Annotated in this window: 19 protein-coding genes; 10 read left to right on the forward strand and 9 right to left on the reverse strand. The window is 67.6% G+C overall.

The features are described from left to right. Positions 1-81: 81 nt before the first annotated feature. The 3 genes from ACSQ2B_RS22550 to ACSQ2B_RS22560 all read right to left on the reverse strand — a co-directional run bounded on the left by ACSQ2B_RS22550 (position 82) and on the right by ACSQ2B_RS22560 (position 3,362). Complete coding sequence (locus ACSQ2B_RS22550; protein ID WP_436053462.1) at positions 82-1,431, reverse strand: SRPBCC family protein; 1,350 nt, start codon at positions 1,429-1,431, stop codon at positions 82-84. A gap of 278 nt (positions 1,432-1,709) precedes the next feature. Further along, positions 1,710-2,459 (reverse strand): hypothetical protein, encoded by a 750-nt coding sequence (locus ACSQ2B_RS22555; protein ID WP_436053464.1) that lies wholly within the window; start codon positions 2,457-2,459, stop codon positions 1,710-1,712. A 39-nt stretch (positions 2,460-2,498) separates the two neighbouring features. Then, positions 2,499-3,362 (reverse strand): alpha/beta fold hydrolase, encoded by an 864-nt coding sequence (locus ACSQ2B_RS22560; RefSeq protein WP_436053465.1) that lies wholly within the window; start codon positions 3,360-3,362, stop codon positions 2,499-2,501. Between the two features lie 300 nt (positions 3,363-3,662). Between ACSQ2B_RS22560 and ACSQ2B_RS22565 the strand changes: the two genes are divergently transcribed. Beyond that, entirely contained in the window at positions 3,663-4,496 is an 834-nt protein-coding gene (locus tag ACSQ2B_RS22565) for a TauD/TfdA dioxygenase family protein (RefSeq protein ID WP_436053466.1), read from the forward strand. Between the two features lie 27 nt (positions 4,497-4,523). On the opposite strand, the gene ACSQ2B_RS22570 is transcribed toward ACSQ2B_RS22565, so the two are convergent. Then, a complete protein-coding gene (locus tag ACSQ2B_RS22570; protein ID WP_436053468.1) occupies positions 4,524-5,321 on the reverse strand; it encodes an alpha/beta fold hydrolase in 798 nt (265 codons plus the stop codon). A gap of 142 nt (positions 5,322-5,463) precedes the next feature. Here ACSQ2B_RS22570 and ACSQ2B_RS22575 point away from each other — a divergent pair, with 142 nt between their 5' ends. The 6 genes from ACSQ2B_RS22575 (at position 5,464) to ACSQ2B_RS22600 (ending at position 11,016) form a co-directional block, all read left to right on the forward strand. After that, entirely contained in the window at positions 5,464-6,339 is an 876-nt protein-coding gene (locus ACSQ2B_RS22575) for a CPBP family intramembrane glutamic endopeptidase (protein ID WP_436053470.1), read from the forward strand. Positions 6,340-6,459: 120 nt separating this feature from the next. Then, positions 6,460-6,705: a hypothetical protein gene (locus ACSQ2B_RS22580; protein WP_436053472.1), complete on the forward strand. Its 246-nt coding sequence runs from the start codon at positions 6,460-6,462 to the stop codon at positions 6,703-6,705. Positions 6,706-6,843: 138 nt separating this feature from the next. Further along, positions 6,844-7,728, forward strand: a complete 885-nt coding sequence (locus ACSQ2B_RS22585; RefSeq protein WP_436053474.1) for an SMP-30/gluconolactonase/LRE family protein — start codon at positions 6,844-6,846, stop codon at positions 7,726-7,728. A 118-nt stretch (positions 7,729-7,846) separates the two neighbouring features. Further along, positions 7,847-8,056, forward strand: a complete 210-nt coding sequence (locus ACSQ2B_RS22590) for a hypothetical protein (RefSeq protein ID WP_436053475.1) — start codon at positions 7,847-7,849, stop codon at positions 8,054-8,056. A gap of 180 nt (positions 8,057-8,236) precedes the next feature. Beyond that, positions 8,237-9,592, forward strand: a complete 1,356-nt coding sequence (locus ACSQ2B_RS22595; RefSeq protein ID WP_436053476.1) for a hypothetical protein — start codon at positions 8,237-8,239, stop codon at positions 9,590-9,592. Then, complete coding sequence (locus ACSQ2B_RS22600) at positions 9,589-11,016, forward strand: acyl-CoA reductase (protein WP_436053478.1); 1,428 nt, start codon at positions 9,589-9,591, stop codon at positions 11,014-11,016. The genes ACSQ2B_RS22595 and ACSQ2B_RS22600 overlap by 4 nt, the downstream gene beginning before the upstream one ends. Positions 11,017-11,091: 75 nt before the next feature. On the opposite strand, the gene ACSQ2B_RS22605 is transcribed toward ACSQ2B_RS22600, so the two are convergent. Beyond that, entirely contained in the window at positions 11,092-11,412 is a 321-nt protein-coding gene (locus ACSQ2B_RS22605; RefSeq protein ID WP_436053479.1) for a glycine zipper 2TM domain-containing protein, read from the reverse strand. Between the two features lie 198 nt (positions 11,413-11,610). Between ACSQ2B_RS22605 and ACSQ2B_RS22610 the strand changes: the two genes are divergently transcribed. Together ACSQ2B_RS22610 and ACSQ2B_RS22615 are read left to right on the forward strand one after the other, a co-directional pair. Continuing rightward, entirely contained in the window at positions 11,611-13,134 is a 1,524-nt protein-coding gene (locus tag ACSQ2B_RS22610; RefSeq protein ID WP_436053481.1) for a DHA2 family efflux MFS transporter permease subunit, read from the forward strand. 193 nt (positions 13,135-13,327) lie between these two features. Then, on the forward strand, positions 13,328-16,291 hold the full coding sequence (locus ACSQ2B_RS22615) for a TonB-dependent receptor plug domain-containing protein (protein WP_436053482.1): 2,964 nt from the start codon (positions 13,328-13,330) through the stop codon (positions 16,289-16,291). Between the two features lie 22 nt (positions 16,292-16,313). Here ACSQ2B_RS22615 and ACSQ2B_RS22620 read toward each other — a convergent pair whose 3' ends face one another. Continuing rightward, on the reverse strand, positions 16,314-17,573 hold the full coding sequence (locus tag ACSQ2B_RS22620; RefSeq protein ID WP_436053484.1) for a multidrug effflux MFS transporter: 1,260 nt from the start codon (positions 17,571-17,573) through the stop codon (positions 16,314-16,316). A gap of 211 nt (positions 17,574-17,784) precedes the next feature. Between ACSQ2B_RS22620 and ACSQ2B_RS22625 the strand changes: the two genes are divergently transcribed. Further along, positions 17,785-19,575 (forward strand): thiamine pyrophosphate-binding protein, encoded by a 1,791-nt coding sequence (locus tag ACSQ2B_RS22625; RefSeq protein WP_436053485.1) that lies wholly within the window; start codon positions 17,785-17,787, stop codon positions 19,573-19,575. Between the two features lie 120 nt (positions 19,576-19,695). On the opposite strand, the gene ACSQ2B_RS22630 is transcribed toward ACSQ2B_RS22625, so the two are convergent. From ACSQ2B_RS22630 to ACSQ2B_RS22640, 3 genes are all read right to left on the reverse strand, one after another. Beyond that, a complete protein-coding gene (locus ACSQ2B_RS22630; protein ID WP_436053486.1) occupies positions 19,696-20,580 on the reverse strand; it encodes a MaoC/PaaZ C-terminal domain-containing protein in 885 nt (294 codons plus the stop codon). Positions 20,581-20,681: 101 nt separating this feature from the next. Then, the gene (locus tag ACSQ2B_RS22635; protein WP_436053488.1) at positions 20,682-20,855 is read right to left on the reverse strand and encodes a hypothetical protein; all 174 of its coding nucleotides are present in this window, start codon (positions 20,853-20,855) and stop codon (positions 20,682-20,684) included. Positions 20,856-20,876: 21 nt separating this feature from the next. Continuing rightward, on the reverse strand, positions 20,877-21,758 hold the full coding sequence (locus ACSQ2B_RS22640) for a hypothetical protein (protein ID WP_436053489.1): 882 nt from the start codon (positions 21,756-21,758) through the stop codon (positions 20,877-20,879). Between the last annotated feature and the right edge of the window lie 118 nt (positions 21,759-21,876).

The following is a 21,876-nucleotide window of genomic DNA, read 5'->3' on the forward strand; positions in this document are numbered from 1 at the left end:
CCGCGCAGCGGGGGAGGTGGATCGCGCGAAGCGCGAGACGGAGGGGGCGTTGCGGCATATCCGATACCCCTTAGCGCCCCGTCAGATCGGCACAGGCGCGCCTGTCCCCATGTATTCGGCCAGCATCTTGTGGAAGTGGATGATGGCCAGCTCCTGTTCGGGGCTGGGCCGCGGGCCCGGGAAGCCGCGGGACTTCATGCCCTGCTGCACCTTGGGCATGTTCTGGAAGTCCTGGGACAGGACCAGCCGCCACTTCTCCTCGGTCGGGTCGGGTTCGTAGACCCACTCGGTCTTGGGTTCCTGCCCTTCGGGGAAGCGTTCCAGGACGTAGACCTCGAAGATGCAGCTGTTCGGGTCGTCGCCGTTCGGCCGGGCGCGGTAGCAGAGCGCCGTGGTCAGCGCCGGCAGGAAGACCGTGTTGGGGAACAGGTGCCAGTCATGGCCGACCACCCCGAAATAGGCCGGGTCGATCACCGGCCACTCGACGCCGCGCGCCGCGTCGATCTCCCGGGCCTTGGTCATCAGATGCCGCCCGACCTCCTGGGGCGAGGTGTCCGCGGGTAGATCCTCCAGCAGCCGGTTCGCGACGTCGACGAAGGTCTGGGTGGTGGTGGCGTTGACGGTCTCGTAGATCGAGATGACCTGCTCCATCGCGGTGACCCGCGGGTCCTGGCCTTCCTGGCTGCGCACGGCGCCAAAGCCTTCGCCCGCGCGCGCCGCCCCGCCGCGCGGCGCGCCCATGCCGTGCCAGGTGTGCTTGCCGCCGGCCTTGCTCCAGTTCTTCGTCGTCCCCCACTTGGTCCGCTGCGGGTGGGTGGCGTCGAGGTGGTAGCTCTCGTTGAAGGCCTCGATGGCGGTCTTCCAGTTGCAGGGGAAGTAGAGCCACTGCCGCCAGCGGTAGCGCATCTTCTCCAGCTCGAACGGCGCCAGCATGGTGGTGGCCGGCGCCAGGTAATCCGCCAGCGGCTCGCAGTCGGGATCCATGTTGATCCACACCCAGCCGCCCCAGGTGTCGACCTTGACCTGCTTCATGCGCAGGTTCTCCGGGGTGAAGGCCTCGCCCCAGTCCTCGCGGTCGAGGACGAAGGCGTTCTCGCCGTCCAGGTTCCAGCGCCAGCCGTGGAAGCGGCAGTAGAATTGGGCGGTGTGGCCGCAGCCCTCCGTCAGCCGGCGGCCGCGGTGCAAGCAGACGTTGTAGTAGGCGGCGATCCTGTCCGGCGCGACGCGGGCCACGATGATCGATTCATCGAGGATGTCGTAGGTGACGTAGTCGCCGACCTTGGGGATCTCCTCGACGCGGCAGGCGACCTGCCAGACCTTGGCCCAGAGCTTGTCCTTCTCCGCCTGGGCGTACTCGCGCGAGACATAGGCCTCGATCGGGATGACCACCGGCGTCGTCGAGGTCTGGCCCAGGTTGCTGACGTCGTTCATCTACTTCCTCCCGCGCCGCTCGTCGCTGCGCCCATCGTCTCTGGCCGCCGCTTCGACGCTCGCGCCTTCAGGCGCGGGCGGGCGGTGGTCTCTCGCGATCCTCCCATTAAGTGCGTCGCGGGCGGCGGGTTCAAGGGCGCGCGCGCCTGCGAGCGACTAATCGCCGGGGCGACGCGCGAGCCTTGCGAAGGTGCGCCCATGCACGCGCTTGTCCATGCAGCCAGGCGCAATGCGGATTGCGCCTGTGGGAAGCAAGCGCCCGCGATCGGCCCCGCCTGTCAGGTCCTGACGGCGTCCAGCAGGCTGCCGGAGAAGGCCATGGCGCCGACGTGGGTCAGCCGGCCCTGGAAATCGGCGAAGATCTCGCCGCCCAGGTCGCGCCAGCGGCGGCAGAAGGCGTAGTCCTCCGACAGGTGCTGCCGGGTGTCCGGTTCGATCATGCACTCGAAGATCATCACCGCCTCGGTCACGCCGGCGCCGGCGACGTCGCCCAGCCGCGCGTACAGCTCGGGGTGGGCGTCGACCACCTGCTGGACGGCGCTGCGGCTCAGCATCATGAATCCCGTGCCGACGTAGGAGACCGGGCCGAAACCGGCCTCGTCCACCTCCACCGAATTGTCCGGGCTCGGGATGAAGCGCACCACATAGCCGACCGAGGCGGCCAGCAGGTCCGCCTTGCCGGTTTCGACGGCTGTCCGGACCTTGGCCCAGTCGATCCCCTTGATCGGATAGATCCCGCCCGCCACCTCGCGATCCGCCGCCAGCAGGCGGAAGACATGCTCCGGGGCGAAACCGATGTCGGCGTCGACGAAGAAGAGGTGGGTCGCGTCGCTGGCCAGGAACTTCGCCGCCATCGCCGAGCGCGCCCGGCTGATCAGCGCGTCGCCACCGCCGAGCTCGACGTGCAGTCCGATGTTCCGCTCGCGGCAGGCCGCCTGCAGGTCGAGCAGAGAGGTGATGTAGTGGATCGACGCCATGCCGCCGTAGCACGGCGTCGCCAGGAAGATCTTCGCGCCTGCGGCGGCCATGCGTGGGCTCCAGTGTGACCCGGCCGTCGTAGCCGAGCCTTAGCGGCGGGTGAACTCCAGGATCGCCGGCGCCATGGCCGGCCAGCCGGCGAAGAGGTTGGGCCGGCCTTCCGCATTGACGGTTCCCGAGCGGTGGTTCCACTCGTCGGCGCCCCAGGGCGGATCCTTCATCTCGGCGTGGGGGATCAGCCTGTGCACCCACTGGCTGGTCGCGCGGGTGTGGGACAGGTCGCTCTCGCCGTTCTGAAACAGCAGCACCGGCATCCGCAGCTTGGCGAAGTCGGCCGGCGTCATTCCGGGCACCGGCGACTCCGCCGTCGGCAGGTAGAAGGAGGCCCAGCTCTCCATCTTCTCGATGAAGGCCTTCGGCTCCTGGGCGAGGATGATGTCGCGGTTCTTCGGATTGCGCCGGATCTGCTCCGCCCAGCCCGGCAGGGCGGCGACCGCCTCCATCCCGCCCTTGCTGGCGGCCAGCGCGCTGTCGGCGCAGTAGTAGTTGGCGAGCGTGATCAGGCCGATCAGGCCGCCGCTGATCCACCAGAGCACCAGGCTCGAGACGATCTCCGGATCGCGCGAGGCGGCGATCAGCGACACCCGCGATCCGGCCGAGCCGGCGGCCAGCGTCGTGGGCCCCAGGTCCAGTTCGCGGATCAGCTTGGTGAGGGTGATTCCGCACAGCTCGGATTCGCTGGGGCCGTCGAACGAGATGTCGGAGCCGCCGGTGTTCGGCCGGTCCCACAGCAGGACGCGCTTGCCGCCAGCGGCCAGCGCCTGTCCAAGCTCGCGAATGCCGGGGGTGTCCATCGGAAACCGCCCGCCGGGCGTGATGGCCACGGGCGGCGCGCCGGGATCGCCCAGCAGCTCGTAGTCGACGCCAACGCCGTTGATTGAAATGCGCGCCAAGGCCTGAGCCCTCCCTGTGCTGCGGCCGGTTTTCCCGGGCCGTCTCTGTCGGCGTCTCGCGCCGGCCATCTTCGATAGCCGAAGACGCGGCGTTTCAGAATGGCTCCATCGGCCATGCGCCAAGCCTCCGGCGGCGGCGCCTCCGCCGCGGACCCTAAGCAGAGACTGTGATGGGCGAGGGGCCTGTGTTCTACTGGCCGACAGAAAAAAGAGCCCTGCAAGCCACAGGGTCTGACGGCCGTAGCCCGGATCTCCTGCCGGGCGCGATGAGCCGGGGAGGAGGCAGTTGAAGGTGTGGTCATGAAACTCGAAGTCGAAAACATCAAGCCGGCCATCGGCGCCATCGTCCATGTCGACCGCGCGTCGCTGCTGGATCCGGAGGTCTCCCAGCGCCTGGTCGAGCTGCTCGAGGAGCGCGGCGTCCTGGTCTTTCCGCGCATCGGCCTGACCGACGCCGAGCAGCTGGCCTTCACCGACAGCCTGGGCGCGCGGGTGAACTTCACCACCACCGTGGCCGGCGGCAACAAGGATGCGCAGGACGTCTACACCATCACCCTCGATCCGAAGCAGAACCCCGAGCCGGAGTACGTTCTGGGCACATTCTTCTGGCACATGGACGGGATCACCTCGGACATCGCGCCGCCGAAGGCCAGCGTGCTCACCGCCCGCAAGACGGCGCCAAAGGGCGGTCAGACCGAGTTCGCCAGCACCTACGCCGCCTACGAGGCCCTGCCCGAGGACGAGAAGAAGGAGCTGGAAGGCCTTCGCGTCATGCACAGCGTCACGGCCGCCGTGCGCGAGGTCGCCTCGCCGGAGGAGATCGAACCCTACAAGCGCAGCTTCAAGCACGAGCACCCGCTGGTCTGGAAGCGCAAGTCCGGCCGCAAGTCGCTGCTGATCGGCTACACCGCCGACTATGTGATCGGCCAGGGCAAGGCCGAGGGCCGCGCCCTGCTCGTGCGCCTGCTCGAGTGGGCGGCCCAGCCGGCCTTCACCTATCGCCACCAGTGGCAGGAGGGCGACCTGGTCGTCTGGGACAACACCGGCGCCCTTCACCGGGTGATCCCCTACGCCCCGGATTCCGGCCGCACCATGCATCGCACCTCGGTGGCCGGGGTCGAAGAGGTGGTCTGAGGCCGGGCGGGCGGCCCGGGGGCCCGCTCAGGCGTCGGCGAGAAACCGCAGGATCTCGGTGGAGACTTCGCGCGGACGCTCGAGGTTCAGCATGTGGCCGGCTCCGTCGAAGTCGATCCGGCGCACATCGGGGGCGGCCGCCTCGATCAGCTCTGCGATCAGCCGGAAGTCCGGCAGGTCCAGGGCTCCGGTGAGCAGCAGGGTCGGGACCTCGAGGAAGGGCAGGCGGTCGAGATCCGGCAGCGCCGGCGCCTCGCGATCTCCCTCGCTCCAGACCGCGCCGGAATAGTCGCGGAGGGTCTGCTGAAGGATTTCGGCGGCGTGCGGCAGGTCCCGCGTCGTCGCGAACAGCGGGTGCGCCCGCCAGAGCGCGCGGGCGCGATCGAGGCCGTCCGCCTGCGCGGCCTCGACGATCGCGCCCCAGAGCGCGCGCCATTCATCGGACCATTCCCAGGCCGTCATGCCAGGGCTGACCAGGACCAGCTTGCGGACCCGCTCCGGGTGATCGAGGGCGCAGTTCAGAGCCACGCTGCCGCCCAGCGACACGCCGACGAGATCGCAACGCTCAATCCGCAGCGCGTCGAGCAGACGCGCCAGGTCCACGGAATGGCGAAAGGGTTGGTCATCCGAGGCGACCGAGGCGCCGAAACCGCGCAGGTCGTATCGGATGACCCGCCGCCCGGCTGTGAGGTCGTCCCAGACCAGGTCCCAAATCCGCCGATCGCTCGCCAGCCCATGCAGGAGCAGAAGCGGGGGCTCGCCGCCGCCCGCCGCCTCGACCCTCAGCCTTGCCCCCGGGACGAAAACCTCATGCACGTCCGACATCGAGCAACCCCATCCGCACGAGGCGCGGACGCTAGGCGGCAGCGGATCGCATCTCAATGGCTCGCGGCGCATGATCGCCTGGGCGAATGTTCGTCCGGCCGCCGCACACAAAATATCCACCGCTGGGGGTGAGGCTGGTTCCATGAACACCCTGGAATACGCGCGCCGCGGGCGAACCGCGTGGTGGCGCTACCTCTTGACCGTCGGGCTGGCTCTGATCCTCGCCCTCGTCCTGGGCGCGGTCGTGATGGCGGTCCTGCTTCTCACCAGGTCCATGCCCCCGGACCTGGCGATGAAGATGACGGATCCGGGCCATCCCGGGGTGTTTTTCGCCTCGATCGGGGCGACGTTCACCTGTCTCCTGGCCGGTCTTGTCCTCGCCGCGCGCTGGGTTCAGCAGAAGCGGTTTACGGACATCGTCGGCGCGTGGAGTTGGCGCCAGTTCGGCCTCGCCGCCGGGATTTGGACCCTGGTTCTCGTCGTGCTGACGCTGGTCGACATGGCGATCGCGCCGACGGGCTTCCGCGTCACGGCCACCCCCGAGACCTGGTCGCTCGCCGCCCTGTCGGTCCTGGCCCTGGCGCCCCAGACCTTCGCCGAGGAGTTCGTGTTCCGCGGGTTCCTGACGCAGGGACTTTTCCTCGCCTTCAAGCGTCCCTTGCCGGCTGCGGTGTTGAGCGGCCTGATCTTCGGCGCTGTCCATATTCCGAACGGCGCGCCCCAGGCCGTGTCGGCGACCGTGTTCGGGATTCTGATGGCGCTGCTCGCCATTCGCCTCGGCGGCATCGCCTTCACCTTCGGCCTGCACCTTGTGAACAACGTCTTCGGCGCGGTGGTGGTCGTTTCGCAGTCCGATGTCTTCCGCGGCCTTCCCGGCGTCCTCAGCCAGTCCACGCCTCAGCTGATGTGGTGGGACACGGGCGCCTCTGCTCTGGGTCTGGTGGCCGTGACGGCGCTCGCCCACCGCCTGACGGTTCAGCAAGGCATAGGTCGCCGCCGACACAGGTCGCTTCTGTAGGGCCGATTTCGCGGCCCGCGCGGCGCCGCCACGGGACAATCCGGCTGGCACGGGCCATGCTTCGGACCGGACCATCCATCAGCGTATGTCGCAAAATGGCAGGCCGGGAAGACGCCGCCGATGCCGGACCCCACAGCCGCGGCTCATGTCGAGAAAAGGGCTGCAAGGTTAGGTTCCACGCTCCAGATCCTGGTGTTCGCGGCGCCATGGATCGTCTTCGGTCCGATCACGGGCGTCATGAGCGGTCTGGCGATCCGTTGCTTCCGCGCCGGCCAGCCGGTGCGCGGCGCGCTCTGGGTGATCGCCAATATCTGCGTCGTTCTTTCGATCCCGCTTCTGACGGCGGAGATCCTTCGGCGCTCCTAGTCGGAGCGGCGGGGACGGCCGCGCGCCGAAGGGCAGGCGGTGGAGAAGAGCCCTTCGCCTAAGCCCACGCCTGCGCCAAACTGGGCCGCTATGCATAAGAGCCCGGCCAACGGGATCTGAAGAACGGGAGGAGAGGCCTTGGGCTATGAGGTCGTCTGCCGAGGTGTCTACCTCGAAGGCTTGTGCGCCGACGCCGGCGTCGTCTGGGTCAGTGATCCGATCCGGGGCGGGATCCGGCAGGTCACGTCGGACGGCGCCATCAAGGCCTGGCTGCCGGAGAAGCGCTGGGTCGGCGGTCTTCTGCTCAACGCCGACGGCAAGGTGCTGATCTCGGGCGAGGGCGGCGTCATCTGGCTGGATGGCGCGACGGGCGCCTCGGGCCTTTTGGTGGACAAGGTCGACGGCCGGCCGCTGCCGGGCGTCAACGAGATGGTCGCCACGCACGACGGCGGGATCTACTTCGGCAGCCTGGACGCCGCGGCGATCATCGGCGGCGAAGCCCCGGGCCCGGCTTCGATCTATCGGATGGACGTCGACGGCGGCGTCCGCGAGGTCTGCGGCGGCCTGAAGTTCTCCAACGGCGTCGGCGTCAGTCCGGACGGAAGACGCCTCTACCACAATGAGACCTTCGTCGGCGTCTCCGCCTACGATATCCTGCCGGACGGGAGCCTGGGTCCGGCGACCTTCCTGCTGGACAAGCCCGACTGCGACTGCGACGGCCTGGCGGTCGATGCGGACGGCGTGGTCTGGATCACCGGCTTCGCCACCAGCGCCATCACCTGCCTGCACCCCGACGGCGCGCTCAAGGGCCTTGTCGAATTTCCGGGCGGGGGCGCGACCAACGTCCGGTTCGGAGGTCCCGATCGCCGCGATCTCTATGTGACGAGCGTGGCCGCCGGCGCAGCGGACAAGCTCAAGGCGGGGATCTGGCCGACGGTCGAGGAGTCCGTCCTCTATCGCGGGCGCTCGGACGTTCCGGGCCTCGCCTACAGGCCGGCCGACTTCCAGCTGGGGGCTGGGTAGGGACGCTCGTATGCTGTCGCGCCTCAGGCCTCACACCCCCTTTCCGTTGTCGCCGGCTTGTCTGGGCGACCCATCCCAAAGTCGTTCCGCGACAGCTGAGGCTGGCGCCTTGGGCTGGATGGCCCGGAACAACAAGCCGGGCCATGACGGCGGCCGCCAGCCGCCCTCCTACCGCGACACCCATGGCGTCGCGCCTCGGGTCCAGTATCCGAACATGATCCGCCGACGCGCGCCAGGCGACGAGGTCGCCCTGGCCTTCAACGCCGTGCGGATCCAGCGGGAGCCGGAGCTGATCGCGCTGGCCGAGCGATACGGCTCGCCGTCCTGAGCGCGATGGCGGCCTTCTGCAGGTCGCCGCCACCGCCAGGCGACCCGTCCCGGCGAACGGCGAAAATTCATCCTCGCGGATAATTTCCTTGCCTTGCTCATTCGAACGGCTCTTAATGACACGCGTTGGGTGCCATTAAGAGCGAGCGCCCTGCGTAACAGACGTTGAGTGGCGGAGGGAATGATGGGAGCGGCGGTCGAACGGCTCACCGGCCTTGTTTCGGATGAACACCGGTTTGAGATCCCGGCCTCGGAGCTGCGCGCGACGCAGATCGAGGCGATGAACGAGCGCTTCCAGGAGCGGAAGGACAGCATCAAGCTGCTGAGCCATCGGGCAAAGGAGGCGGGGATCAGCGAGGTCCGCTCCATGGACGACATGGTGCCGCTGCTGTTCCCGCACACCGCCTACAAGAGCTACCCGGAAGGGTGGCTGATGGACGAGAAGTGGGATCGGATGACCAAGTGGTTGGGCACCGTCTCCTCCCATCCGATCACCGACGTCGACCTGACCAACGTCGCCGACGTCGACGACTGGATCGGCCGGCTGCAGGCGCGGGGATATTTCATCTCCTGCTCCAGCGGCACGACCGGCAAGTCCGCTATGCTCATCGCCTCGCAGAAGGACATGGACTGGTCGAAGATCGACACGGTCAACGTCTTCTCCTGGGGTTCGGGCGTGAAGCCGGCGCAGGATCGGCTGATCGTCGGCTGCGCCCCGGTCGCCAGCGTGCCCAAGAACATCACCATCGGCGAAGCGCAGAAGGCCGCCTTCGCCAACCCGGACTGGGGCCGCATCAACTATCCGGTGCCGCCGATCACCGTCGGCTCGCTGACCAAGATGGTGGTGATGCGCAAGGCGATCGCCGACGGAACCGCCAGGCCCGGCGACATCGCCGACTTCGAGAAGACCTCGAAGGAACGTCAGGAAGTGGTCGACGCCGCCATCGGCATCACCGCCGAGGCCCTGGTCGCCAACCGCGAAAAGAAGCTGATGATCTCCGGCCTGTGGAGCGGCCTCTATGCGGTGGCGAAAGCCGTCCGGGAGCTGGGCTACAGCGCCAAGGACTTCGACCCGGACAACTGTATCTATGTCGGCGGCGGGCTGAAGCGTGCGCAGCTGCCGCCCGATTACCAGGAGTTCGTCCACGAGACCTTCAACATCCCGGAAGGCCGCCACTTCCAGAACTACAGCATGCAGGAGCTCAACTCCGGTATGCCGAAGTGCCGGGACGGCGGGCGCTATCATGTGCCGCCGTGGATCGTGCCCTTCATCCTGAACAAGGACGGCGACGCCCTGCTGCCGCACTCCGGCGAGGGCGAGATCGAAGGCCGCGCCGCCTTCTTCGACCTGTCGCTCGACGGCCGCTGGGGCGGCGTCATCACCGGCGACAAGATCTCCCTGGACTATCGCCCCTGCGCCTGCGGCGCCAAGGGCCCCTCCATCCGCGACAACATCGCCCGCTACGCCGACCTTGAAGGCGACGACAAGATCGGCTGCGCGGGCACCGTCGATGCCTACGTGAGAGGTGTGGCATGAACGCGCTGAACGAACCGAACACCGCCAACGCCGAACCCGTCGTCTCCGCGCCCTTCTTCCTGCGCGGGCGGCTGGTGGAGGGCCAGGACGTCACCCACCGGTCGCGCGACCTGGGCGTCACCTTTGCGACGCCGAACATCGACCTCGACCAGGCGGTTCATCCGCGTACGGAGGTCCCGCCGCTGCTCAATGTGCCGCTGGCGGAGATCATCGACTTCCTGGTCGAGACCGGCCAGCGGATGCTGGCGTCGGACAATCCCTACATGCAGGAATGTTTCGACCGGATGGCCTCGACCCACATCCTGCCGAGGAGCGTGGTGGAGACCACGGCGAAGCACGCCGTCGCCTATCTCGACAAGCGCATCCTGATGGCGGAGGTGGAGCAGAACTTCCCGGATCCGCGGGCGCTGGACGGCTGGGTGCCCAAGCAGGACTTCCGGGGCCGCAAGAGCTTCGTGCGGGCCTTCGCGCCGCGCCTGATCCACGTCCTGCCGGGCAATTCGCCGGGCGTGGCGGTGAAGTCCGTCGCCCAGGGGGCGATGGTCAAGGGCGTGAACCTGTTCAAGATGTCCTCGGCCGATCCCTTCACCATGACCGCCATCCTGCGCACCATGGCCTCGATCGATCCGGACCATCCGATCGTGAAGTCGATGTCGGCGGTCTATTGGCGCGGCGGCGACGACGCCACCGAGCAGGTGCTCTATCGCCCGCAGTATTTCGACAAGATCGTCGCCTGGGGCGGCGGCGATGCGATCAACAACGTCATCAAATACCTCGGGCCCGGCTTCCAGCTGGTGTCGTTCGATCCGAAGACCTCGATCTCCATGGTCGGCAAGGAAGCCTTCGCCTCGGAAGAGACGCTGGACCTGGCCGCGGACCTGGCGTCGGGCGACGTCATGACGCTCAACCAGGAAGCCTGCGTCGCCAGCCGCTTCCTCTATGTCGAAGGCGACCAGCCGGCCGTCGACCGCTTCTGCGAGAAGCTGCACAGGCGCATCGCCGAACGCGCCGCGGCCTCTGGCGACATCCGGCCGCTCGACATGGACCTGCGCGAGCAGATCGAAACCCTGATGATGATGGACGACGAGTTCGGCGTCTGGGGCCGGCCTGACGGCAAGGGCGTCGTCATCCGCTCCGACGAGCCGGTGGATTTCCACCCGATCAACAAGACCGCCAATGTGGTGCGGGTCGACAAGCTCGACGACGCGGTGAAATGGATCAACGTGGCGACCCAGACCGTCGGCTTCTATCCCTTCGACCGCATGGCCGCCTATCGCGACCGGCTGGCCAGCGGCGGCGCCCAGCGCATCGTCCACCTGGGCGAGGCGGGGCCGTCCACCATCGGCAATCCGCATGACGCCATGTATCCGATGCACCGCTTCGTGCACTGGATGGCCCACGAGGACGGGCTCGCCCCGACCTAGGATCGTTCAGCCGGCCATCGGCCCTAGCCCCCGCCGCCCTCGAAGGGTCGGCGGGGCGCGGTCGTCGGCGTCGGCTTAGCAGCGCGACTTCCTGGAGACCTCCCGTCCGAGCAGCGCGCCCGCCCCGGCGCCGAGGATGGTTCCGGTCGCCCGATCGCGCCCGCCGTCGAGTTCGCGTCCCAGCAGCGCGCCTGCGGCGCCGCCGACGATCAGGCCCGTGGTCCCGCTGCTGCGGCAGCTTTCCCGGCGATAGTAGCGCTGCGGCTCGGCGTACCCGTCCCGATAGTGGGCATGATGCTTGTGATGCCCCTGTCCATGGGCCAGGGCGCCCGTGGGCAGCGCCGCCATCGCCGACGCCGCCAGGACCGTGGCCGTAATCAAGTTGCGCGACCTCATTCTCTCACTCTCCCAAACCGGTGGCGCGCGACCGTTGCGGCGGCGTCGCCTTGGCAGCCCAGTTCGCACGGCGCCGCTGGCGCTTAGCTGAAGCGTGGATTCAGGCGAGGTTCATCTTGGCCCCTCGGCGCCGGCTAGCGCCGCGCTCGCCAAAGCTCCGCCTCCCGATTAGCCTGCGACGGGGAGGAGCATGAGAACATGAGCTCCGCAGAGGGTTTGGCGACACGGGTGATCGCGACAGGGGGGCTGATGCTCGCCACCCTGATGGTCACCATCGACATGACCATCGCCAACGTCGCCCTGCCGCACATGCAGGGCAGCCTCTCGGCCTCCCAGGATCAGATGACCTGGGTGCTCACCTCCTACATCCTGGCGACGGCGATCATGACGCCGCTCTCCGGCTGGCTGTCGATGAAGATCGGCCGCAAGCGGCTGTTCCTCATTTCCGTCGTGAGTTTCGTCGCCATGTCCCTGCTCTGCGGCATCGCGACCAGCCTGCCGGAGATGGTGCTGTTCCGGCTGCTCCAGGGCCTGGCCGGCGCCTCGATGATGCCGATCTCCCAGGCGACCCTGCTCGACCTCTGGCCGCAGCGGTACACCGCCCAGGTCATGGCGGTCTGGAGCGCCGTCGTCATGGCCGCGCCGATCCTGGGGCCGACGCTGGGCGGCTACCTGACCGAGGAGTTCTCCTGGCGGTGGTGTTTCTACGTCAACGTGCCCCTGGGCGCCGTGGGGTTCATCGGCGTCTATTTTTTCCTGCCGCGGGATGCGGGCGGGCGCGAGCGGCCGTTCGACATGCTGGGGTTTGCGGCCCTGGTCCTGTTCAGTGCCTCGCTGCAGCTGATGGTGGACCGCGGCCCGAGCCGCGACTGGTTCGAGTCGGCCGAGATCTGGACCTATGCGGTGGTCGCGCTCTGCGGGCTCCACGTCTTCGTCATGCAGACGCTGACGGCCGACCACCCCTTCTTCCACCGTGACCTGTTCCTCGACCGTAACTTCACCAGCTGCCTGGTGTTCGGGGTGCTGCTCTCGGCGGTGCTGTTCGGCAGCATCGCCATGCTGCCGGTCTTCATGCAGCATCTGATGGGCTATTCGGCCCTGCAGAGCGGCATGGTGAGCGTGCCGAGGGGCGTGGGCTCGGTCCTGGCCTTCACCGTCGTGCCCTGGCTCGGCGCCCGCGCAGGACTTCGGCGCACCATGCTGATCGGCGCGCTGATGAACATCGCCGCCCTCTGGCACATGGGCCATTTCGACCTCGCCATGACGGCGACCCCGATCAAGGTCACCGGCTTCCTCCAGGGGTTCGGCCAGGGGCTGATGTTCAACCCGATGTCGGTGATCAGCTTCGCCACCCTGCCGGCGGTCCACCGCACCGAGGCGGCGGTGCTCGGCGGCATGCTGCGCAATCTCGGCGGCAGCCTGGGCATCGCGCTCGCGGGCGCCTTCCAGATCCGGCGCAGCGCCCTGGCCCACGAGGGCCTGGCGGCCCAGATCATCCCCAGCGACCCGATGATCCGCTGGGCCCTGCCGGAGATCGTCCGCAACGCGGGGGAGGGGCTCTTAGCGCTCAACGCCGAGGTGACGCGCCAGGCCTCGATGATCGGCTACGACGCGGCCTTCGGCTGGATGTTCATCGCCAGCATCGCCATGCTGCCGCTGCTCCTGCTGATGCAGCCCGCCCGGCGGCGGCCGGGCACGGTGATCGAGGTCAACGCGGACTAGGGCGCGTCCGCGCCGCGCCCCAAATGTGCTCGAAAAGCGACAGCGGCGTGGTCAATCACAACCGTAACGGATTGTCTCGTTGACGTAACAATCCTGCAACTCGCAGCATTTGCACAACCAGGGATCGTAATCACGGGCCGTGTCTCCTCCGGAGGCACGGCCCGTGGGGGCGCCCGAAGCAAATGAGGCTCTTATGCGCATCGCCAAGCGGCGCCTGTTCGCCGGCTCCCTCCTGTCCAGCCTGGTCCTGATCCCGGCCGTCGCGGCCGCCCAGAGCTCCGCCGAGGCCCAGGCGGGCTCCGTCGCCACCTCGGTGGGCGAGGTGGTGGTCACCGGCTCGCGCATCCCGCGGCCCAATCTCGAACAGCCGACGCCGATCACCACGATCAACGCCGTCGCCCTCGAGAATTTCGGCGCCAGCAGCCTCGGCGACGCCCTGGCCCAGCTGCCGGCGCTGGCGTCTTCGGGCACGGCGCGCGCCAATTCGGACGGCGGCTCGAACCGCGGCGGCCTGAGCTTCCCCGACCTTCGCGGGTTGGGCACGTCGCGGACGCTGACCCTGGTCAACGGCAAGCGCCACGTGTCGGGCGATGCGGGCGACACCGCCGTGGACCTGAACACTATCCCGATCGCGCTGGTGGACCGCGTCGAAGTGGTCACCGGCGGGGCCTCGGCCATCTACGGCTCGGACGCGGTCTCGGGCGTGATCAACATCATTCTCAAGGATCGTTTTCAAGGCTTCGAGTTCGGCGTCCAGGGCGGCGGCCCGATGAACGGCGAATACGGGGAGAATTACTCCGCCTACGGAACCGGCGGCTGGAACTTCGCCGGCGACCGCGGGAACGTCACCTTGACCGTTTTCGGCGACAAGCAGGAGCGGGTGCGCGGCAGCGACGTGAAGGGGCTGAAGAACTGGGCCACGGTGGCCAATCCCCTGAGCGAGGGCCCCGCCGACGGCGTCGTCGACCGGATCTTCAAGCCCTACGTGCAGACCGAGTACTTCAGCCCCAACGGCAACCTGATCGGGGCCAACACCTTCAACGCCCTCGCCGGCTTCGACGCGGCCGGCGATCCGCGGGCGATCCCGCCGCGCACGGGCGTGAACAACTTCTATTACGGATCGCACGACGCGCCTTGCGACGTGTGCGACCCCGGCGACCAGGCCTCGGTATTGGTGCCGCGCCAGCGCCAATACGGCGTGGCGGGGACCCTGATGTACGAGTTCAACCCCAACCTTCGGTTCCGGGCCGACCTGAAGTACGTCGACAGCAAGTTGATCGACACCTTCAGCTCGTCCTTCACCACCTTCCAGTACCTGCTGGACCCGGACAACGCCTTCATCACCCCGGCCATCCAGGCGGTGCTGGACGCCAATCCGGAGGAGCAAGGCTTCTTCTACGTCAACCGCGTCAACGACGACATCGGCGGGCGCAACGACTACACCCGGCGCAAGACCTTCCGCGGGGTCTTCGCCCTGGAGGGTGATTTCGACGCCAGCTTCGCCGACGTGACGTGGGAGGCCAGCTACAACTACGGTCGGACGCGCAACAAATTCCATTCGGTCAACGGCTTGATCCCGGGCAACTTCCTGGCCGCGGTCGACGCGGTGCAGGATCCTTCGTCGGGCGAGATCCGCTGCCGCAAGGACGTGCCGTCCGCCTGGTACGACGGCTATCTCGTGCCGGACTCCACGACGCTGACCAACGAGACCTGCGTCCCCTTCAACCTGTTCGGCCAGCAGAACAGCCAGGCGGCGGTCGACTACGTCACCTTCGAGGCGGACCGATCCCACACCATCACCCAGCAGGTGGTCGGCCTGACCTTCAACCTCGACACCTCGCGCGTCTTCACCTTGCCGGGCGGCCCGGTCGCCCTGGCCGGCGGGCTGGAGTATCGCGAGGAGCGGAGCCGCAACATCAACGACCCCTTCGTGCAGAGCGGCATCACCGAGATCGCGCCCCAGCCGAACGCAGAGGGCGGCTTCAACGTCCGCGAGGCCTTCCTCGAGTTCGACGCGCCGCTGCTGCGCGACGCGCCCTGGGCCTATCGTCTTTCCGTGAACGGGGCCGTGCGCCTCGCCGACTACAGCCACGCCGGGAATGCGACCGCCTACAAGGCGGGCGGCGTCTGGGCGCCGGTCCGCGACCTGAGCTTCCGCGGGACCTTTTCGCGGGCGGTCCGGGCGCCGAACATCACCGAGGCCTTCCTGCCGGCGACCTCGGGCTTCGACAACATCTTCGACCCCTGCGACATCAACAGCATCGACGAGCGGTCGACGCGGCGGGCCAATTGCGCGGCTCTGGGCGTGACGTTCGACGATGCGGCGGACACCAACTTCCCGGGGGTGACGAGCGGCAACCGCGACCTGAAGCCCGAGAAGGCCGAGACCTGGACGGTGGGCTTCGTCCTGCAGCCGCGCTGGGTCCCGGGCCTGGCGCTGACGGTCGACTACTATGACATCGTCATCAAGGACGCGATCAGCTTCCTCAACCCGCAGGATGCGGCGGACAAGTGCGTCGACGGCCCGGAACTGGCCGAGCAGTATTGCTCGCTGATCCTCCGCGATCCGGCGACGGCGCAGATCCTCTCCTACCGGTCGAGCTACCTCAATCAGACGGCGTTGAAGACGGCCGGCTATGACATCCAGGTCTCCTACAGCCATGACATGGGCGACTGGACGCAGGACTGGGGGCGGCTGAGCCGGCTCGACGGCGTCATCACCGGTTCGCTCAACGCCAACTATGTCGAGAAGCTCCGGCAGTTCGCCTTCCAGGACTTCCCGGACGAGGTGGACCGGATCGAGGGCGAGATCAGCAGCCCGCGCTGGAGCTTCGTCAGCTCGCTCACCTACCAGCAGGGGCCGGTCAGCCTGACCTGGAACAGCCAGTTCCTCGACAAGGTCCGGCGCAACAAGGACATCTCCAAGGAGCGCTATGACCGGCCCTACGTGAACTCGGTCTGGTACCAGGACTTCATCGCCCGCTACCGCTTCACCGAGATCGGCGAGGGCGCCGAGGTCTATGTCGGGGTGAAGAACGCCTTCAACGAGAAGGTCCCGATCGGCATCACCGGCAACACCAACAGCAACGACGTCAGCGAGGCCGACTACGACATCTACGGCCGGTACCTGTTCGCCGGCTTCAAGGGCAAGTTCTGACGCCGGGCCGGCGGGCGCCGGCCTATTCCGCCAGGCAGCGCTGGTCGACGCCGCCCTCGTGCGGCTGGAACAGCCGCCCGCGCTCGGCCGTCAGCACCGCGGCCAGGGCGCACAGGCCGCACAGCAGGTAGCCCGCCTCCATCGGCACCACGGTGCCGTCGAAGGCCTGGCCGACGGCGAAGCCGATCAGCGAGGCGCCGACCATGCTGACGAAGCCCTGGAAGGACGAGGCCACGCCGGCGATGTGGCCCATCGGCTCCATGGCCATCGCCGCGAAGTTGCCGGAGGTCAGGCCGAAGCAGAACATGGACATGGCCTGGAAGGCCGCGAAGACCACCAGCGTCTCGTGGCCCGAGCGGGCGACGACCAGGTGAATGGCGGCCACGGCGATGTAGCCCAGCAGGGCGGCGTGCGAGAGCCTGCGCATGCCCAGCCGCATCACCAGCCGGGCGTTGAGCAGCGAGGCGGCCGCGATGAAGCTGGCGCAGATGGCGAAGACCAGCGGAAACTGCGCGCCCGCGCCCAGGGCCTCGGCGAAGACCTGCTGCGACGAGTTGATGAAGCCCAGCAGGCCGCCGAACAGGAAGGTCTGGCCGAGGATGTAGCAGAGCGCGGTGCGGTTGCGCGCCGCCAGGCTGAAGGCGTGGGCGATCTCGCGCGGCCGGATGGGCAGCCGGTCCTCCGGATGCAGGGTCTCGGGCAGGCGCAGCAGCGACCAGAGCATCAGGACCAGGGCCAGCGCCGCCAGCAGGGCGAAGATCCACGGCCAGGAGGCGAGCACCAGCACCAGCTGGCCCAGGCTCGGGGCGACGATCGGCGCGGCCATGAAGACCATGGAGGTCAGGGACATCACCCGCGCCATCTCGCGGCCGGCATAGCGGTCGCGCACGACCGAGACCGGGATCGACCGGGTGGCCGCCGCCCCTATGCCCTGCAGGACGCGGGCGACCAGCAGCAGGTCGAAGGTCGGCGCAAACGCCGCCAGCAGGCTGAAGCCGACGTAGAGGGAAAGGCCCGCCAGCAGCACGGGCTTGCGGCCGTACCGGTCGGCCAGCGGGCCAAAGATCAGCTGCGCCCCGCCGAAGCCCAGCAGATAGGCGGTGATGATCAGCTGGCGCCGGTTCTCGTCCGCCACGCCCAGGGCTGAGCCGATCGCCGGCAGGTTCGGCAGCATGGCGTCGATGCCCAGCGCCCCCAGCGCCTGCAGCGCCGCCATCAGCACCACGAACTCGACAAGGCTGATCCCGCCGAGCGGCCGCTGCGGTGCAACATGGGTGGTCATGGCAGGGCTTCAGCACAGCCGCGCGGCGGCGTCGACCGGGAATTGGGGGATAAGGGCCGTGCGAGCTCAAGCCGAAGGGCCATTGCGGTTGCCTTGATCTCAAGGATCGCCTTGACCCCCCGTGGGGTGAAATGCTTCGAAACCTCTGCCGACAGATCCCAATCCGAAATCCTGCGCGACCCTGGCGTTTCGCCGGGCTAGAGAAGGCTCCATGACGAACCAAGCAATGCACGAGCGGCTCCTCGACCTGATCCAGGCGGAGGGCATCGATACCCTTTTCGGGATTCCGGATCCGAGCTTCTTCGGCATGTTCATCGAAGCCGAGCGGCGCGGCATGGAGATCGTCTCTCCTCACCACGAACAGGCTGCTGCGCTCACCGCCGACGGATACTTCCGCATGACCGGAAAGCCTGTCGTACTGTGCATGAACAAGGGACCGGGTGTCGGCAACATCGCCGCGGGCGCCAACTTCTTCCGAAAGGAGAACATCCCTGCCGTGTTCATCATGGCGCAGCGCCAGCGGATCTACGAACAGCGCGTTCGCCGCGGCAAGATGCAGTACATGAGCCAGCCGCCGATCTTCGAAGGCGTGATGAAATACGTCGGCGTCATCGAGTATCCCGACCAGACTGACGAGATCCTCCACGAGGCGTTCCGCCAGGCGACGACCGGCGTGCCGGGCCCGACCTACGTCGAGCTCCCGCTCGGCGTCATGCAGGCGAAGTTTGACCTGCCGCCGGTGCTCGCGCCCAGCCGCTACCGCCTGGTGCGGCAACGCGCCGATGACCTGTCGATCTCCGAAGCCGTCGCCCTGCTGAAGGGGGCGCGGAATCCTGTCCTGCTGCTCGGCCAGGGCGTGTTCGTCAGCCGTCAGCACGAAGCCGCCGCCAAGCTCGCCGAGAAGCTCAACTGCCCCATTCTTCTTTCGAACGCGGTCGAGGCGATCCTCCCCGGCATGGAGGCCCGCACCTTCGCCTATAGCTCGGAAGCGGGTGGCCAGATCGCTTCCGGTTCGGACGTCGTTCTGGCGATCGGCACCGAACTGGGCGAGGCGCTGAACTACGGTCGCGGCCACGCCTGGAAGGCGGGGGATGCGAACCGCAAGTGGATCTACGTGGAGCGCGACGCCACTGCGATCGGCGTCAATCGACCGATCGACGTTCCCCTCGTCGGCGACCTCAAGGACATCGTTCCGCAGTTGACTGAGGCGCTGGGCGGCTTGCAACGCGAGGCGCCCGCCAAGCTGGCCGACTGGATCAAGATCCGCGACGGCGCCAAGCAGGCCCTGATGGACCGCATACCGGCGGCCTCGCAGCCGATCCATACGGGCCGGCTCGCGATCGAGGCGACCAAGGTGCTGCCCGAGGACACCATCCTGGTGCGCGATGGCGGCGCGGCCAGCATGTGGTTCTCGGCGCTGCTGCAGTGGACCCCGCGCGACGCCATGTGGAGCTCCAACTGGGGCGCGATCGGCAACGGCCTGCCGATGGCGCTAGGCGCGCAGCTCGCCGTCGGCGACAAGCGCCGCGTCGCGCTCCTGACCGGCGACTCGGCGTTTCTGTTCCACATCTCCGAGCTCGAGACGGCGGTCCGCAAGAACCTGCCGTTAATCTGCATCGTGGCGGTCGACCACGCCTGGGGCATCGAGGCGGCGTCGTACAAGGCCAACTTCGGCGAGAACACCGCGACCCCCGAGGCCCGTTGGGGCGCCGAGGTTCGCCTCGACAAGACAGCCCAGAGCTTTGGCGCACACGGCGAATATGTCGATCGCGCCGAGGACATCGGCCCGGCGGTCCAGCGCGCCCTGGCATCAGGCAAGCCAGCGGTTGTGCATGTGGAGGTCGATCAACTGGCCAACAGTAGCTTCGCCGGGATCCCAGGCTTCCTGGAGTTCCGCAACTGGTTCGGCGAAGAAGGCGATTTTCTCGGCGTGCCCGGCGCCGCCGCGGCGTCGACGGCCGCCAAAGCCGGCGGCTCGACTGAGAACAGCAGCGGCTATTGAGAGCGTCGCCGTCTAAGCTGCAGACGGCCGGCTGGATCGGATCGAGCGGCGGGGTGTTGATCCTGGCGCAGTTTGGGCTGCCCCCTAGCTGCGCCAGGTTCGGCCCTCGGCCCTGATCTCCTAGCTGGTCCGCGCGGCGGCGCGGAAGCGGAAGACGCCGCGGTCCAACACCAATCGCTCGCCGTTCGCCCACATCTGGAACCCGGCGCCATCGTCCGTCCGCCAGATGCGCGTGTCGAGCCTGTCGCCCGGATAGACGGGCTTGGAGAAACGCCCCTCCATGTGGCCGAACCGGGCGACGTCGCCATCGCAGAGCGCCGAGACCAGCGCCCGACAAGCGACGCCATAGGACCCAAGGCCATAGAAAACGGGCCGCTCAAATCCATCAGCTCGGGCCCTGGCGGGGTCGGTGCCATGCAGGTGGTGGTCGCCGGAAAGCCGATAAATCAGCGACTGGTTGAGCCCCACGGGCAAGGAGACGATCTGATCGGGGCTCCTGTCCGGCAGGCGCCAGGCCCGCTCCCCGGCAGGGCCGCGCGGACCGCCAAAGCCGCCCTTGCCTTGCGCGAACAGCCGCATGCACGTCGAACCGAGATACTCGCCGGTATCCGCCAGCGTAATCCGGGTCTCCTTGACGACGAGAGCGCCCGAACCCTTGTCATAGACCCCGCGCAGCACGGTGGAGAGCTGCGCCTTGCCGCTCGTGGGGATCGACCGGGCAAGCGTCACGCTTTGCTCTCCGTGCACCATGCCGACGGGGCTCAGCCCTTCGCTCTTCCACCCGAGCAGCTCGACCCAGGGGCTTGGCAGGCCCATGATGGTCAGGAAGGACGGGATCACCTGCTGGGCGACGCCCGGCGAATTCTCCGTGGTGAACGGGAGCTCCCGAAGAGGGTCGTCCAGGCCGGCGCCGACGCCGACGGCGTACAGCAGCGCCCGGTCCGAGTCCCAGCTCCAACAGCCATTGACCAGTTCTGTGCCGATCAGGTGATCGTAGCCGCTCATCCTAGTCCCTCAGGTCCATGACCTCCTCGCTGAGAGGTCCGGCAGACTATCTCGGCCCGGCCCTGCCAGAAATGCCCGCCGCGCTTTTCACGAGCATGGATTTAGCCGGCATGCTGGCGATGGGCGGGGGCCGGGCCTCGGCGCAAGGCGCCCGGGTCCGGCGGCGTGAGAATGAGATGCAGATGGCTGGGAATCAGCGCCCCGGCCCAGACCTCGACGTCGGTTCGCGCCGAAGGCTCGGCCAGAAGATCGCGGTAGCCGATAGTCCTCGTCATCGAAGGAGGGTCGCCGGAGACCTACCCGCGCCCCTCATAGAAGCCCTTGCTCAGGCTCGGCGTTTCGTTCATCGGCCGTGGGGACTGGATGATCACCCGTTTCCCCGAGCGGACCTGGGTCGGAAACCAGAACGGCGTTGCGGCATAGCCGTCGTACGGCGCGCCCGATCCGCCAGCGGCCTCCACGTCGCTGTCTTTCCATACAAATTGCACAGTTAGAAAGATCGGTATCAGGGTCATCTCGCCGGGACCCACCATTGGTAAATCTTTGAGGGTCCGGGTTTGCGTGCGCGTTGCGATGCAATCCTCGCTGAGGCTGCTGAGGAAGCAGTTCGATTTCGCTGACACCTGGCCAGGGACGAAGCCGTCCAGAGCATCTATGACGCCGGAGGTGTTCGACAACACGGCGACATCGACTTCAAGATCGGCGACAGCCTCTTTGTCGAAAGAGCGTAATCCATAGGCGCCAATCAGGATCTTCTGTTGGGCTTGATCTTCGCAAGCGGTGATAAGCCGCTTTCGCGCGGGATCTGCTGCAGACGAGAAATTGTGCAGCGAAGTTGCTTCGTTGTTTTCGCAGAAGTGGCGTTTCAAACGGGCCGTGTCGGCCTCGATGTTCCTGAGCCAGTCCGGAAGCACAATGTGCAGGCCGGGAACCTGCTCCATCACGCCTTGCAGGTTCGTCTTGATGTCTTCGTCCGACCCCTCGATCATCAGATATTCCTGTCCGATTTTGGGAGGCGGCGGCGGTCGAACCCATTCCACCATTGTCTTCGTGAGGCCGACCGCGCTCCCGCCCAGGCCGATGACGAACGCGGCGGCGGCGAACGCTGCAGGAGGCGCCCACGCCGCGCCTTTCTTGCGCTCCTTGCTGGCCGCTGGAGCGCCGGGCTCATCGGACATGTCGCCCCCCACCGTTTGAGACTTCACCTTAGCGCGATCATTACATCCTCTGCGTGTTTTTTTCACGGGCGCCGCATCCGAACCGGCCCTGCCGGACGTGTCCGCTGCACCTTTCGCG

The organism is Phenylobacterium sp. LjRoot225 (assembly GCF_964252855.1).
GTDB lineage: Bacteria > Pseudomonadota > Alphaproteobacteria > Caulobacterales > Caulobacteraceae > Phenylobacterium.